Here is a 14,629-nt window from a genome sequence, read left to right as displayed (position 1 = left end):
CCGCACTCCCCAACGGATCTCACCCACCTGCCCGTTGGGCGACGAGCACCTCCAGCCCGTCGAGAATCCGCTGCAACCCAAATTCGAAATGGTCGAAGTCGGGCCCCCACGTGTTCTCGTCGAGGGACGCCAGCAGCGGGTACCGACCGGACGTCATGACCTTCTCCAGCATCGGCGTCTGCGCCTGCCAGAACTCCGTGTCGGTCAGCCCGGTCCGCCGCTCCGCCTCCTGCGCGTACAGCTGGGTCCGCGCGGCGCCCACCACATACCCGTCGATCATGACGATCACCGAGACCAGCTCGGGGTCGGACAGCCCCATCGGCTTGATCCGGGAGAGCACCTTCTCCATGCCGTCCAGGGCGCTCGGGCCGAGGATCGGGCGGGACTGGTTGACGTGCAGCAGCCAGGGGTGGCGGCGGTAGAGCGCGAGCGTCGCGCGCCCCATCGCCTCCAGCGCCGAGCGCCAGCCGCCGTCGCCCAGGTCGGCCGGGTTCTCCGAGGGGCGCTGGACCCGGTCCAGCATCAGGTCGAGCAGTTCGCCCTTGCCGGGGACGTAGCGGTACAGCGACATCGTGCCGGTGCCGAGTTCGGCGGCGACCCGGCGCATGGAGAGCGCCTCGAGACCTTCGCCGTCCGCCACCCGGACTGCCGCTTCCACGATCCGGTCCAGGGTGAGCGTCGGCTTGGGGCCGCGGCTGGGGCGCCGGCCGGTGTCCCACAGCAGCTCCATGGTGCGGGCGATGTCGCCGCTGCCACTGGTCTCCGTGCCGTCCTTGCCGCTCGTCATGGTGCTCAGCTTAAGTCCTTCCCAAAAAACTGGGTACGTCGTACGCGTAATCGGGTACGGTGTACTCAGTTACCGAGAAGGGGGACCCCATGAGCGACGGTTACGCCGTACGGGCCGAGGCCCTGGAGAAGCGCTACGGCGACAAACGCGCCCTCGACGGCTTCGACCTCACCGTCCGCGAGGGCACCGTGCACGGACTGCTCGGCCCGAACGGCGCGGGCAAGACCACCGCCGTGCGCATCCTGTCCACGCTGCTGAGGCTGGACGGCGGCCGGGCGACGGTCGCCGGGCTCGACGTGGTCCGGCAGCCGCGCGAGGTACGGGCGCGCATCGGCCTGACCGGGCAGTACGCCGCCGTGGACGAGGTGCTCACCGGCCGGCAGAACCTGGAGATGTTCGGCCGCCTGTTCCACCTCGGCGGCAGGCGCGCCAAGTCCCGCGCCGCCGAGCTGCTGGAGCAGTTCGACCTGACCGACGCCGCCGAGAAGGGCGTGGGCAAGTACAGCGGGGGCATGCGCCGCCGCCTGGACCTCGCCGCGTCCATGATCCTCGCGCCCGCCGTCCTCTTCCTCGACGAGCCGACGACGGGACTCGACCCCCGCAGCCGGGGCGAGGTCTGGGAATCCGTACGGGCGTTGGTGGCGAGCGGGACGACCGTGCTGCTGACCACGCAGTATCTGGAGGAGGCCGACAAGCTGGCGTCCCGGATCACCGTCATCGACCAGGGCCGGGCCATCGCCGACGACACCCCGGACGGGCTGAAGAACCGCGTCGGCGGCGACCGCGTCGAGGTCGTCGTCGCCGACCGCGCCGACATCCCGCGGGCGGTGAAGGTCGTCGCCCGGGTCTCCGACGGCGAACCCGAGGCGGACGAGACCGAGTTGCGGGTGCACGCCCCCGTGACCGACCGGGTCACCGCGCTCACCGAGGTGGCCCGCACCCTCCAGGACGAGGGCGTGACGGTGGAGGACATCGGACTGCGCAGGCCGAGCCTCGACGACGTCTTCCTGCGCCTGACCGGACACCGCACGGAGAAGACGGAGGCCGCGGCATGAGCGCACTCGAGACCGGCGCGGGACACGGCCGTACGTACTGGCTGCTCGCCGACTGCTGGAACATCGTCCGCCGGGGCCTGACCCACTACCAGCGCCAACCGATCAACATCGCCTGGCAGTTGGGCTTCCCGATCCTCTCCGTCCTCCTCTACGGCTATGTCTTCGGCAGCGCGATGACGGTCCCGGGCGGCGGGGACTACAAGGACTTCCTGATGCCGGGCATGTTCGTGATGACCATGGCCTTCGGCTTCATCAACACCGCCACGCTCGTGGTGTACGACTCCACCAAGGGCGTGATCGACCGGTTCCGCTCGATGCCGATGGCCTCCTCCGCGGTGGTCGCCGGCCGCGGGGTGACCGATCTCCTCGCGGCCTGCGCCGAGTTGGCCATCATGATGCTCACGGCGATCGCGATGGGCTGGCGCCCCGACGGCGGGCTCGGCTTCCTGGCCGCGTTCGGGCTGCTGCTGTGGCTGCGGTTCGCGCTGATCTGGATCGGCGTCTGGCTCGGTCTGCTCGTGCCCAACCCGGAGGCGGCGGGCGGGCTGTTCGCGGTGGCCTTCCCGCTGACGATGATCTCCAGCATCTTCGTCGCGCCGCAGCTGATGCCCGACTGGCTGGGCTGGGTCGCGGCCTGGAACCCGATCTCCTCCACCGCGGCCGCCACCCGGGACCTCTTCGGCACCCCGGTCGGCGGCGGCGACTCCTGGGTCGAGGAACACGCCCTGCTCATGGCGGGCGTCTGGCCGGTCGTGCTGACGGCGCTCTTCCTGCCGCTGGCGGTACGGCGGTTCCAGAAGCTCGGCCGGTGACGCACGAAGGGCGCCCGCTCGACGCGGGCGCCCTTCTTCGTCGTACGGAAGCCGCTTACAGCTTCTCGATCACGTAGTCGACGCACTTCGTCAGCGCCTCGACGTCCGCCGGGTCGATCGCCGGGAACATGGCGATACGGAGCTGGTTGCGGCCGAGCTTGCGGTAGGGCTCGGTGTCGACGATGCCGTTGGCGCGCAGGGCCTTGGCGACGGCGGCGGCGTCGATCTCGTCCGAGAAGTCGATCGTGCCGATGACCTGCGAGCGCTTGGCCGGGTCGGTGACGAACGGCGTCGCGTACTTGCTCTCCTCCGCCCAGCTGTACAGCCGGGTCGAGGAGTCCTTCGTACGGGCCGTGGACCAGGCGAGACCGCCCTGGCCGTTGATCCACTCCAGCTGCTGGTTCAGCAGGAAGAGGGTGGCGAGGGCCGGGGTGTTGTACGTCTGGTTCTTGCGGGAGTTGTCGATCGCCGTCGGCAGGCTGAAGAACTCCGGGACGTGCCGGCCGGACGCGTGGATCCGCTCGGCGCGCTCGATGGCGGCCGGGGAGAACACGCCGATCCACAGGCCGCCGTCGGAGGCGAAGGACTTCTGCGGGGCGAAGTAGTAGACGTCCGTCTCGGCGATGTCCACGGGCAGACCGCCGGCGCCGGAGGTGGCGTCGACCAGGACCAGGGAGCCCTCGTCGGCACCGGCCACGCGGTTCAGCGGCATGGCGACACCGGTGGAGGTCTCGTTGTGGGTGAACGCGTACACGTCCACGCCCGCCTCGGCGGTGGCCTCGGGGTGGGTGCCCGGGTCGGCGGAGACGACGGTGGGCTCGGCCAGCCAGGGGGCGAGCTTCGCGGCCTTGGCGAACTTCGAGCTGAACTCACCGAAGGTGAGGTGCTGCGACTTGTTCTCGATCAGGCCGTGGGTGGCGATGTCCCAGAACGCGGTGGAGCCGCCGTTGCCGAGGACGACCTCGTACCCCTCGGGCAGGGAGAACAGCTCGGAGATGCCCTCGCGGACCTGACCGACGAGGTTCTTCACCGGCGCCTGGCGGTGGGAGGTGCCCAGCAGGGAGGAACCGGTGGCGGCGAGCGCGTCCAGCGCCTCGGTCCGCACCTTGGAGGGGCCCGCGCCGAAACGACCGTCGGCGGGCTTGATGTCAGCGGGAATCTGGATCTCAGCCACGGAGGTGAGGTTAGCCGGTGGGGGAAACCCGGGCGAAATGTAGTCCGTCGGCTGAGACGTTTCGCTGGTTGAGTGGAGCCATGACGGATCTGGAGGCGGAACTGCGCAAGGCCGTTCGGGGCGACGTCGGGTTCGGGGTCACCGCGCGGGCCCTGACCACCATGGACGCGTCCAACTACCGGCGGGTCCCCCTCGGTGTCGTCGCCCCGCGCGACGCCGATGACGTGGCCGCCGTACTGGAGGTGTGCCGGGCGCAGGGCGTGCCCGTCGTCCCGCGCGGGGGCGGCACCTCCATCGCGGGGCAGGCCACGGGGGTCGGCGTGGTGCTGGACCTCACCCGCCACATGAACCGTCTGGTGTCCCTCGACCCGCAGAGCCGTACCGCCGTCGTCCAGCCCGGTCTCGTGCTCGACCGGCTGCAGGAGGCCGCCGCGCCGCACGGACTGCGCTTCGGGCCCGACCCCTCCACGCACAGCCGGTGCACGCTCGGCGGGATGATCGGGAACAACTCGTGCGGCTCGCACAGCGTGGCCTGGGGGACCACCGCCGACAGCGTGCGCGAGCTGGACGTCGTCACCGCGCGGGGGCGGCGCTCGCGGCTGGGGCCGGGCTGGGCCGGGGCGCCGGACGGGCTGCGGGAGCTGGTGGCGGGGGAACTGTCCCTGCTGCGGACCGGTTTCCCCGAGCTGCCCCGCCGTATCTCCGGCTACGCCCTGGACGCCCTGCTGCCCGAGAAGGGCGCCGATGTGGCCCGTTCCTTCTGCGGCTCCGAGGGGACGCTCGGCGTGCTGACCGAGGCCACCGTGCGTCTTGTGGCGGCGCCACGCGCGCGTGCCCTCGCGGTGCTGGGGTATGCGGACGAGGGCGCGGCCGCCGAGGCCGCCTCGGGGCTGTTGCCGTACGGCCCGCTGACGGTGGAGGGCATGGCGGCCGACCTGGTGCCCTCGGCGGTCGCGCTGCCGAGGGGCGGCGCCTGGCTGTTCGTCGAGACGGGCGGGGAGTCGGCCGAGGAGGCACGCGCGCGTGCGGAGACGGTCGTACGGGCCGCCGATGTCGTCGACTCCCTGGTGGTCACCGACCCGGCCGGGCAGCGCGCCCTGTGGCGGATCCGCGAGGACGCCAGCGGTACGGCGACCCGGATGCCGGACGGCAGCGAGGCCTGGCCCGGCTGGGAGGACTGCGCGGTGCCGCCGGCGCGGCTGGGGGCGTATCTGCGGGACTTCCGGGCGCTGCTGACCGCACACGGCCTGCGCGGGACGCCGTACGGGCACTTCGGGGACGGCTGCATCCACGTCCGGATCGACTTCGACCTGCTCACCGAGGCGGGCGTCGGCCGCTTCCGGCGGTTCTCCGAGGAGCTGGCCGATCTGGTGGTGGCGCACGGGGGTTCGCTGTCCGGGGAGCACGGGGACGGGCAGGCGCGGGCGGAACTGCTGCCGAGGATGTACGGCGAGGAACTGGTCGGCGTCTTCGCGCGTGCCAAGGGGGTGTGGGACCCGGACGATCTGCTGAACCCGGGCGTGCTGGTCCGCCCGGCCCCCCTGGACGCGAACCTCCGCTTCTCGGTCCTGCCCCGCGAGCCCGTGGACGTGGCCTTCGGCTACCCGTCCGACGGCGGCGACTTCTCGGCCGCCGTACGCCGTTGCGTGGGCGTCGCGAAATGCCGTACGACGTCCTCGGCCGGCCCCGCCGTCATGTGCCCCTCCTTCCGTGCGACGGGCGAGGAGGAGCACTCCACGCGCGGGCGGGCCCGGCTGCTGCACGAGATGCTGGCGGGGGAACTGGTGACCGACGGGTGGCGTTCGACGGAGGTACGGGACGCGCTCGACCTGTGCCTGTCCTGCAAGGGCTGCCGCTCGGACTGCCCGGTCGGGGTCGACATGGCCACGTACAAGGCGGAGTTCCTGCACCACCACTACGCCGGGCGCCGCCGCCCGGCCGCGCACTACGCGATGGGGTGGCTGCCGGTCTGGCTGCGGTGGGTGGCGCGGGCGCGGGCCGCGGGCCTGGTCAACGCCCTGGCCTCGGTGGGGGTGTTGGCCTCGCTGGGCAAGCGGCTGGGCGGGCTGGCGCCGGAGCGGGGGATTCCGAAGGTGGCGGGGGAGACGTTCAGTACCTGGTGGCGGCGCCGGGGGAGTACTGGCGACGGTGGCGGCGGCACCCTGGTGGTCCTGTGGCCGGACACCTTCACCGAGCACCTCTCCCCGTCCGTCGGCCGTGCGGCGGTACGGGTGCTGGAGGCGGCGGGGTTGCGGGTGGCGCTGCCGCCGACGCTGAGGATGCGGGGGCGGCCGGTGGGGGACGCCCGGACGCGATGGGCGCCGGCCCTGCTGAAGGGGGCCGGCCGCAGGGGCAGGGTCTGCTGCGGCCTGACGTACATCTCGACCGGTCAGCTGGACCGCGCCCGCACGGTCCTGCGCGGCACTCTGGACCTCCTGGAGCCGGTGCTGGCGACCCGGGCGCCGCTGGTGGTGCTGGAACCGAGCTGTGCGGCGGCGCTGCGGGCGGACCTGCCGGAGCTGCTGCACGACGATCCGAGGGCGGCCCTGCTGGCGGCCCGGGTGCTGACCTTCGCGGAGGCGTTGGAGCGGTTGGCCCCCGACTGGACCCCGCCGCGCCTGGACCGCCCGGTCACCGGCCAGACCCACTGCCACCAGCACGCGGTCCTGGGCGACGAACCGGACCGCCGCCTGCGCCGGGCCGCCCGCCTCACCGGCGAACTGACCGGCGGCTGCTGCGGCCTGGCGGGCAACTTCGGCTTCGAGAAGGACCACTTCGAGGTGTCGGCGGCCTGCGCTGCGGAACAACTGCTTCCGGCGGTGCGGGAAGCGGCGGAGGACACGGTGATCCTGGCGGACGGCTTCTCCTGCCGGACGCAGCTGGAGCAGTTGGCGGGGGTGCGGGGGAGGCATCTGGCGGAGGTGCTGGCGGAAGGGCTGGGGACGACAGGGGCGTGACTTCCGGGTGTCGAAGCCCACTCCTGGGGTGAGGGAAAAGGGGTTCACGCGATGACGGCGAGTCCATTACCGTGGACTGAGAAGTACATCGCGATGAACAAGAACTAGCCCCCTGGACCGCCCCGTGAGCATCCCTGACGCCGCCGTCGTCCCCGCCGCGACCACATCGAGCACCCCGCCCGCCCCCGCCGGGGGTCGTTGGGGTTCCCTCGGGCCGGTCGGGCTGGTGTTCGCCGGGGGGATCTCGGTGCAGTTCGGCGGGGCGCTGGCCGTGAGCCTGATGCCGCGCGCGGGGGCGCTGGGCGTGGTGACCCTGCGGCTGGCGGTGGCGGCGCTGGTGCTGCTGGTCGTGTGCCGGCCGCGCTTCAAAGGCCACTCCCGTACGGACTGGGGGACGGTCGTGGTCTTCGGGATCACCATGGCCGCGATGAACGGGCTCTTCTACCAGGCGGTGGCCCGCATCCCGCTGGGCCCCGCGGTCACGCTCGAGGTGCTGGGCCCGCTGGCCCTGTCCGTCCTGGCCTCCCGCCGAGCCGTCAACTTCGTCTGGGCCGGCCTCGCCCTCGCGGGCGTGTTCCTGCTCGGCGGCGGAGGCTTCAGCAGCCTGGACCCCGCCGGAGTGGCCTTCGCGCTCGCCGCCGGTGCCATGTGGGCGGCGTACATCGTCTTCAGCGCGCGTACGGGCCGACGGTTCCCGCAGGCCGACGGGCTGGCCCTGGCCATGGCGGTGGCGGCGGTGCTGTTCCTGCCGCTCGGGATCATGGAGTCGGGCGGCAAGCTGCTGGACCCGGTGACGATCGCGCTGGGCGCGGCGGTGGCGATCCTCTCCTCCGTCCTGCCGTACACCCTGGAACTCCTCGCCCTGCGCCGCCTGCCCGCCTCCACCTTCGCCATCCTGATGAGCCTGGAGCCCGCCATCGCGGCGACGGCGGGCTTCCTGATCCTCGACCAGGCCCTCGCCGCCACGGAGGCCATCGCCATCGCCCTGGTCATCGCGGCGAGCATGGGCGCGGTGCGGACCCAGGTGGGCCGGGGGAAGGCGAAGGCCCCCGTCGGGGCCTGACGGCCGCGCCGGGGGACTTGGGTTTTGACGCGCCTGTCGCGCCTCAGGCGGCGAGCAGGACGGGGGTGGGGATCCTGTCCCGCTGCCTGAGGGGCTGGTTGCGGGTGGCGAAGACGTAGAGGCGGAGGACGGCGAAGCGGGCGGTACCCGCCAGGCCGGAGGCGCCGAGGTAGACGATCTGCTCGGTCGTCATCCCCGCGCCCGGCTGCACCAGGTGCAGGACCGTTATCGCGAGGCTGGTGACCAGGTAGGCGGCGGTGGCCGAGCCGGCCGACTGCCAGTGCTCCCGCCAGCCGGCACGGCGGCCCTTGGCGAAGGTGTAGCGGGCGTGCAGCTCGGTGCACAGGAGCGTCGAGGCGATGGTGATCAGTGCGTTGGACGCCGCCCAGGGCATGACCGTGGCCAGCAGGGTGACGGCGAAGCTGGAGAGGACCCCCACGCCGCCCCCGAAGACCACGAACCGCAGGAAGGACGCGAGCGGGCCGGGGGTGGCCGCAGTCGCCGTCTCGGGCGTCTGAGTGAGCGGCGACTGCGACTGCATGGCGGCGTCCTTCCAGGTGGTTCGGGCGGGGGCGGCGTTCGGATGTCAGAGGCTGCGGGCGCTGATGTCGCCGTAGCCGGTCGTGGCGTGGACGGTGAGACCGGCGTCGCCGCTGTTGTGGAGCGAGTTGGTGACACGGCCGTACGCGGTCCCCGCGTCGAGCGCGGCGGAGACGCCGGGCGCGGCGCCGACGGTGATGTCGCCTTGCTCGGTGCGCAGGGTGACGGTGCCGGTGGAGGCCTCGGCGATCCGGACGTCACCGCGCTGGGTGCGGATCTCGGCGGGGCCGTTCAGCCGGCCGACGCTGATGTCTCCGTCGGCGAGCGTGAGGCGGGCGCTCGCGGCCTCGTAGAGCTCGACCGGACCCTGCGCACTGTCGAAGGCGACGTCGCCGAGGCGTCCCACGGCCCGGAGTTCGGCGGCGGCCGACTTGGCGTCCACGTGGGAGCCGGTGGGCAGCTGGACCGTGACCTCGATCGACCCGCTCGGGCCGAGGCGACGGCTCTCGGCCTCCGGGACCTCGATGCGCAGGACTCCGTCGGCGTAGGTGACTTCGGTCTGCTCGGCCGCCTTCGCGTCGCGGTTCTTCTCCGGGTCGGCCGGGCGGATCTCCACGGTGGTGTCGGTGCGGTCGGTGGCGACGAGCTGGATACGACCGGCGGGGATGTTCAGGACGGTGGTGATGGTGGAGGGGGTGTCGAACTTCTGCATCGTGGGCTCCTGCGGTTGCGTTGTCGCTGTTTCCGTTGATGGAAAAGCTACGTTGCGTTCGAGGGTCGAGCAACTAGTTTGTTGCGCACAACAGGCATCGTTGCAGGTAGATGCAGATAAATCGTTGCATTGGTTTGAGATTCAATGCAACGTCAGCTGAGTGGGTCGTTGCAATGGAGTGAGGGTGAACGCACTGAGGGCCGCCCGCTTCAAGGAAGCGGACGGCCCTCGGAGGGAGCGCGTTTCTCAGGTCAGCCGAAAACCCCGGCGGCGGTCGCGGAGACGAACCGGGCGAAGGTGTCGGGGGTGACGGTGAGAACGCCGTGGGTGGGGTGCTTGGAGTCTCGGATGGCGATCAGGGGGGCGAGGTCGGCTACCTCGACACAATCACCGCCCGTGTCGCCGCTGTACGAAGACTTACGCCAGGTGGCGGTGCCGAGTGGTGCGCACTCGACGCAATCGCCGCCGGTGCCTCCGCTGTACGACGACTTACGCCACTTCGCTCCCGCCAGGTTCTGACTGTTCTGCATAGCGTTCCTCCTGAACGCGGGCGATCAGTGCCGCCGAGTCCTCAAGTGAGAGGGCCGCGGCCTGCAGATGATCGTAACGATGCGAACAGCCCTCGACGACCTTCGGGTTGGCGGTCATGTAGCCGGCGTCGTAGTTCTCGGAGTAGGTGATGTCTGGGTGGTCGTGGAAGCGCAGGAGGTTGAACGACCCCGCCGTGGCCGGGTGGTTGCCGACGCCGAGGGGCAGCACCTGAATCCGCACATGCCGCCGCTCCTGGAGGTTCAACAGGTGGGTCAGTTGCTCCCGCATCACCGCGTCACTGCCGAACGGCCTGTGCAGCACCACTTCGTCCAGTACGACCCACACCCAAGGCGGGCTCTCGCGCGTGAGGATCCGCTGTCGCTCCATTCGCGCCGCCACCTGCTCGTCGAGGCCCTCCGCCCAGCCTGCTTCCAGCACTGCCCGGGCGTAGCCCGGTGTCTGGAGCAGGCCGTAAATGACCTGGGACTGATAGGTGGCGATATGAGTGGCCCTCGCCTCCATCTCCGCATACGGCTGAAACCAACTGGGCAACTGGCTCCGCAGAACCAGCCCCACCAGCCGGCAGAACTCCCCGTCCGTCCCGAGCGCCGCGTCCACCCGCTCGGAGAACTCCCGTGTCGGAACCTTCAGCGTCGTCTCGATCTGGCCGATCAGCGACCCCGTGCAGAACAGGATCGACCCGAGTTGCGCCAGCGTCAGCCCCGCGGCCTCGCGCCTCCGGCGCAACTCGTAGCCGTAGTAGTCCAGCGGTGACGCGCTCGGATCAAGCTGCCGGACGTTCGCCATGGTGACCACCTCCAATCACCGAGAGTAGCCAGAAGAGTGCACACAGGTACCGGAGTTGGGGAAAAGAAAATCATGCAAGCGTGCTTGATTGATTAAGGGGCCGCTGCCATGCTCCCCCCATGGCCGACCCGACGCCCGTCTTCGACGACCTGCGCGCCGAAAGTGATGAACTCGATCTGCTGGTGAGGGAGTTGAGCCCCGAGGAGTGGGCCCGCCCCACTCCCGCTCCTGGCTGGAGCATCGCCCACCAGATCGCTCACCTCGCCTGGACCGACCACGCCGCCCTGCTCGCCGCCACGGATGCCGACGCCTTCGGCAAGGAGGTCGAGAAGGCGTTCGCGGCGCCCGAGAGCTTCGTGGACGAGGGAGCCGAGGAGGGCGCCCGGAAGCCGCCCGCCGAGATTCTCGCGGGGTGGCGGGAGGGACGTAACGCCCTCGACCACGCCCTGCGTACCGCCCCCGCGGGCGCCCGATTCCCCTGGTACGGCCCGCCCATGGCCGCCGCCTCCATGGCCAGTGCCCGGCTCATGGAGACCTGGGCCCATGGTCAGGACGTGGCCGACGCCCTGGGTGTGGTCCGCACACCCTCCGACCGGCTCCGGCATGTGGCTCGCATCGGGGTGCGGGCCCGCGACTACGCCTTCGGGGTGCGCGGACTCACCCCGCCCGCCGAGGAGTTCCGCGTCGAGCTCGTCGGGCCCGGCGGCGACACATGGGTCTACGGCCCCGAGGACGCGGCTCAGCGCGTCACCGGGCCCGGCCTCGACTTCTGCCTTCTCGTCACCCGTCGCGCCCACCGCGCCGACCTCGCCGTACGGGCCGAGGGCGCGGACGCCGAGCGGTGGCTGGACATCGCCCAGGCCTTCGCGGGGCCGCCCGGCGAGGGGCGCGCGGCCAAGGGGGACGGCCGGTGACCCTTCGTATCGGCAACGCCTCCGGGTTCTACGGCGACCGTTTCGACGCCATGCGCGAGATGCTCACCGGCGGCGAACTCGACGTGCTCACCGGCGACTACCTCGCCGAGCTGACCATGCTGATCCTCGGACGGGACCGGCTCAAGGACCCGGGCGCCGGGTACGCCCGGACCTTCCTGCGGCAGCTGGAGGAGTGCCTCGGGCTCGCCCACGCGCGGGGCGTTCGGATCGTCGCCAATGCCGGCGGGCTCAATCCCGCCGGACTCGCCGGTGCCGTAAGGGAATTGGCCGAGCGGCTCGGCATTCCGGTCCGGGTCGCCCATGTCGAGGGCGACGACCTCACCGCCTCCCACCCAGGCAGCCTCGCCGCCCACGCCTACCTCGGCGGCTTCGGGATCGCCGCGTGTCTGAGGGAAGGCGCCGATGTCGTCGTGACCGGGCGGGTCACCGACGCGGCCCTGGTCACCGGGCCCGCCGCGGCCCACTTCGGCTGGGCCCCCACGGACTACGACCGGCTCGCCGGCGCCGTCGTCGCCGGACATGTACTGGAGTGCGGGACCCAGGCCACCGGCGGGAACTACGCCTTCTTCGGGAGTCGGCGCGGTGACCTGCTCCGGCCCGGGTTCCCCCTCGCCGAGATCCACGACGACGGATCCTGCGTCATCACCAAGCACCCCGGTACCGGCGGCTTCGTCGACATCGGTACCGTCACCGCCCAGCTGCTCTACGAGACCGGCGGCGCCCGGTACGCCGGGCCCGACGTCACCGCTCGGCTGGACAGTGTGCGGCTCTCCGAGGACGGGCCCGACCGGGTGCGCATCGACGGCGTCCGGGGCGAGGCTCCGCCGCCTACGCTCAAGGTCGGGGTCAACCGGCTCGGCGGGTTCCGCAACGAGGTCGTCTTCGTGCTCACCGGGCTCGACATCGAGGCCAAGGCCGAGCTGGTGCGCGGGCAGATGACCGACGCGCTCGCCAAGTCACCGCCCGCCGAGGTGCGGTGGGAACTCGTCCGTACGGACCGGGCCGACGCCGGGACCGAGCAGACCGCCAGCGCGCTGCTGCGGCTGGTCGTGCGGGACGCGGACCAGGGCGTGGTCGGACGGACGTTGAGCGGGGCGGCCATCGAACTCGCCCTCGCCAGCTACCCCGGATTCCATGTGTTGGCGCCACCTGGGAAGGGCGCCCCTTATGGGGTCTTCGAGGATGAGTACGTCGCCCAGGGTGCCGTACCCCATGTGGCCGTCCTCCACGACGGGCGGCGGGTTCCTGTGGCGCCGCCCCACGAGACCCTCGTACTGGAACCGCCGGCGGAACCCCCTGCGCCCGAGCCCCTGCCGGAGCGGCCCACCACCCGTGCCCCGCTCGGCCTGGTCGCCGGGGCCCGCAGTGGCGACAAGGGCGGGAACGCCAATGTCGGCGTGTGGGTGCGGACCGACGAGGCCTGGCGGTGGCTCGTCCACACCCTCACCGTCGAACGATTCCGCGAACTCCTGCCGGAGACCGCCGGGTTGACCGTCACCCGGCACGCCCTTCCCGAGCTGCGCGCCCTCAACTTCGTCGTCGAGGGCATCCTCGGCGCCGGGGTCGCCGCTCAGCACCGTTTCGATCCGCAGGCCAAGGCGCTCGGCGAATGGCTGCGCTCCCGCCACCTGGACATCCCGGAGACCCTCCTGTGACGGTCATCAGCTCCGCCCTGGACACCGCGAGCCCCGACTTCCGGGCCCACCACGAGACCATGCTCGCCAAGCTCGCCGACCTCGACGCCGAGCACGAGAAGGCGCTCGCGGGCGGCGGTGAGAAGTACGTCGCGCGCCACCGCAAGCGCGGCAAGCTGCTCGCCCGGGAGCGGATCGAGCTGCTCCTCGACCCCGACACGCCCTTCCTGGAGCTGTCCCCGCTCGCCGCCTGGGGGAGCGAGTACGCCGTCGGCGCCTCGCTCGTCACCGGCATCGGCATCGTCGAGGGCGTGGAGTGCCTGATCACCGCCAACGACCCCACCGTGCGCGGCGGCGCCAGCAACCCCTGGTCGCTGAAGAAGGCGCTGCGGGCCAACGACATCGCCCTCGCCAACCGGCTGCCCTGCATCAGCCTGGTGGAGTCCGGCGGTGCCGATCTGCCCTCGCAGAAGGAGATCTTCATCCCCGGCGGCGCCATCTTCCGGGACCTCACCCGGCTCTCGGCCGCCGGAATCCCCACAGTCGCCGTGGTCTTCGGCAACTCCACCGCAGGCGGTGCCTACATCCCCGGCATGTCCGACCACGTGATCATGGTCAAGGAGCGCGCCAAGGTGTTCCTCGGCGGGCCCCCGCTCGTGAAGATGGCCACCGGCGAGGAGAGCGACGACGAGTCCCTCGGCGGTGCCGAGATGCACGCGCGCGTGTCGGGGCTCGCGGACTACTTCGCCGTGGACGAGCCGGACGCGCTGCGCCAGGCCCGGCGGGTCGTGGCACGGCTCAACCACCGCAAGGCGTACGCGGATCCGCCGCTCGCCGAGCCGCCCAAGTACGACGCCGAGGAGCTGCTGGGGATCGTGCCCGGCGATCTGAAGGTGCCGTTCGACCCGCGTGAGGTCATCGCCCGCATCGTCGACGCCTCCGACTTCGACGAGTTCAAGCCGCTGTACGGCAGCAGTCTGGTCACCGGGTGGGCGGCGCTGCACGGCTACCCCGTCGGCATCCTCGCCAACGCCCAGGGCGTGCTCTTCAGCGAGGAGTCGCAGAAGGCCGCCCAGTTCATCCAGCTCGCCAACCAGCGCGACATCCCGCTGCTCTTCCTGCACAACACCACCGGCTACATGGTCGGCCAGGAGTACGAGCAGGGCGGGATCATCAAGCACGGCGCGATGATGATCAACGCGGTGAGCAACAGCCGGGTGCCGCATCTGTCGGTGCTCATGGGCGCCTCCTACGGCGCCGGGCACTACGGCATGTGCGGGCGGGCCTACGATCCGCGCTTCCTGTTCGCCTGGCCCAGCGCCAAGTCGGCCGTCATGGGGCCCCAGCAGCTCGCGGGCGTCCTGTCGATCGTCGCCCGGCAGTCGGCGGCCGCCAAGGGCCAGCCGTACGACGAGGAGGCCGACGCGGCGCTGCGGGCCATGGTGGAGCAGCAGATCGAGTCCGAGTCGCTGCCGATGTTCCTGTCCGGGCGGATCTACGACGACGGCGTCATCGACCCGCGCGACACCCGCACCGTCCTCGGCCTGTGCCTGTCCGCCGTCCACACCGCCCCCTACGAGGGCGCGCGCGGCGGCTTCGGCGTCTTCCGGATGTGAGGTCTG

At 71.5% G+C, this 14,629-nt stretch carries 13 protein-coding genes; 7 read left to right on the top strand and 6 right to left on the bottom strand.

Features of this window, described 5'->3' with window-relative positions; genetic code table 11:
* Positions 1-19 precede the first annotated feature (19 nt).
* The gene (locus tag AC068Z_RS14455; RefSeq protein ID WP_478554942.1) at positions 20-787 is read right to left on the bottom strand and encodes a TetR/AcrR family transcriptional regulator; all 768 of its coding nucleotides are present in this window, start codon (positions 785-787) and stop codon (positions 20-22) included.
* An 89-nt stretch (positions 788-876) separates the two neighbouring features.
* On the opposite strand from AC068Z_RS14455, the gene AC068Z_RS14450 reads away from it, so the two are divergent.
* Both AC068Z_RS14450 and AC068Z_RS14445 read left to right on the top strand, forming a co-directional pair.
* The gene (locus tag AC068Z_RS14450) at positions 877-1,842 is read left to right on the top strand and encodes an ATP-binding cassette domain-containing protein (protein WP_478554940.1); all 966 of its coding nucleotides are present in this window, start codon (positions 877-879) and stop codon (positions 1,840-1,842) included.
* Positions 1,839-2,654 carry an ABC transporter permease gene (locus AC068Z_RS14445; protein ID WP_478554938.1) on the top strand — a complete coding sequence of 272 codons (816 nt, stop codon included), beginning with the start codon at positions 1,839-1,841 and terminating at the stop codon, positions 2,652-2,654. Before AC068Z_RS14450 ends, AC068Z_RS14445 begins: the two co-directional genes overlap by 4 nt.
* A 55-nt stretch (positions 2,655-2,709) precedes the next feature.
* Here the strand turns inward: AC068Z_RS14445 and serC are convergent, their stop codons facing one another.
* Positions 2,710-3,828, bottom strand: a complete 1,119-nt coding sequence (serC, locus tag AC068Z_RS14440) for a phosphoserine transaminase (RefSeq protein ID WP_478554936.1) — start codon at positions 3,826-3,828, stop codon at positions 2,710-2,712.
* An 80-nt stretch (positions 3,829-3,908) separates the two neighbouring features.
* On the opposite strand from serC, the gene AC068Z_RS14435 reads away from it, so the two are divergent.
* Together AC068Z_RS14435 and AC068Z_RS14430 are read left to right on the top strand one after the other, a co-directional pair.
* Positions 3,909-6,785, top strand: a complete 2,877-nt coding sequence (locus AC068Z_RS14435) for an FAD-binding and (Fe-S)-binding domain-containing protein (protein WP_478554934.1) — start codon at positions 3,909-3,911, stop codon at positions 6,783-6,785.
* Between the two features lie 124 nt (positions 6,786-6,909).
* Complete coding sequence (locus AC068Z_RS14430; RefSeq protein ID WP_478554932.1) at positions 6,910-7,848, top strand: EamA family transporter; 939 nt, start codon at positions 6,910-6,912, stop codon at positions 7,846-7,848.
* Positions 7,849-7,891: 43 nt separating this feature from the next.
* Here the strand turns inward: AC068Z_RS14430 and AC068Z_RS14425 are convergent, their stop codons facing one another.
* The 4 genes from AC068Z_RS14425 to AC068Z_RS14410 all read right to left on the bottom strand — a co-directional run bounded on the left by AC068Z_RS14425 (position 7,892) and on the right by AC068Z_RS14410 (position 10,438).
* Entirely contained in the window at positions 7,892-8,389 is a 498-nt protein-coding gene (locus AC068Z_RS14425; RefSeq protein WP_478554930.1) for a GtrA domain-containing protein, read from the bottom strand.
* 45 nt (positions 8,390-8,434) lie between these two features.
* On the bottom strand, positions 8,435-9,100 hold the full coding sequence (locus AC068Z_RS14420; RefSeq protein WP_478554928.1) for a DUF4097 family beta strand repeat-containing protein: 666 nt from the start codon (positions 9,098-9,100) through the stop codon (positions 8,435-8,437).
* A gap of 251 nt (positions 9,101-9,351) precedes the next feature.
* Positions 9,352-9,630 (bottom strand): DUF397 domain-containing protein, encoded by a 279-nt coding sequence (locus AC068Z_RS14415; protein ID WP_478554927.1) that lies wholly within the window; start codon positions 9,628-9,630, stop codon positions 9,352-9,354.
* A complete protein-coding gene (locus AC068Z_RS14410) occupies positions 9,590-10,438 on the bottom strand; it encodes a helix-turn-helix domain-containing protein (protein ID WP_478554926.1) in 849 nt (282 codons plus the stop codon). The genes AC068Z_RS14415 and AC068Z_RS14410 overlap by 41 nt, the downstream gene beginning before the upstream one ends.
* A gap of 119 nt (positions 10,439-10,557) precedes the next feature.
* Here AC068Z_RS14410 and AC068Z_RS14405 point away from each other — a divergent pair, with 119 nt between their 5' ends.
* Genes AC068Z_RS14405 through AC068Z_RS14395 form a run of 3 tightly spaced genes read left to right on the top strand, consistent with a single transcriptional unit; the run spans position 10,558 to position 14,623 of the window.
* On the top strand, positions 10,558-11,352 hold the full coding sequence (locus AC068Z_RS14405; protein WP_478554925.1) for a TIGR03084 family metal-binding protein: 795 nt from the start codon (positions 10,558-10,560) through the stop codon (positions 11,350-11,352).
* Entirely contained in the window at positions 11,349-13,028 is a 1,680-nt protein-coding gene (locus AC068Z_RS14400) for an acyclic terpene utilization AtuA family protein (RefSeq protein ID WP_478554924.1), read from the top strand. The genes AC068Z_RS14405 and AC068Z_RS14400 overlap by 4 nt, the downstream gene beginning before the upstream one ends.
* Positions 13,025-14,623, top strand: coding sequence for an acyl-CoA carboxylase subunit beta (locus tag AC068Z_RS14395; RefSeq protein ID WP_478554923.1), 1,599 nt, complete (start codon positions 13,025-13,027; stop codon positions 14,621-14,623). Before AC068Z_RS14400 ends, AC068Z_RS14395 begins: the two co-directional genes overlap by 4 nt.
* The last annotated feature ends 6 nt before the right edge of the window (positions 14,624-14,629 follow it).

This window comes from Streptomyces sp. NPDC043726 (assembly GCF_056436565.1).
This window is presented reverse-complemented; position numbering and strand designations above follow the sequence as displayed.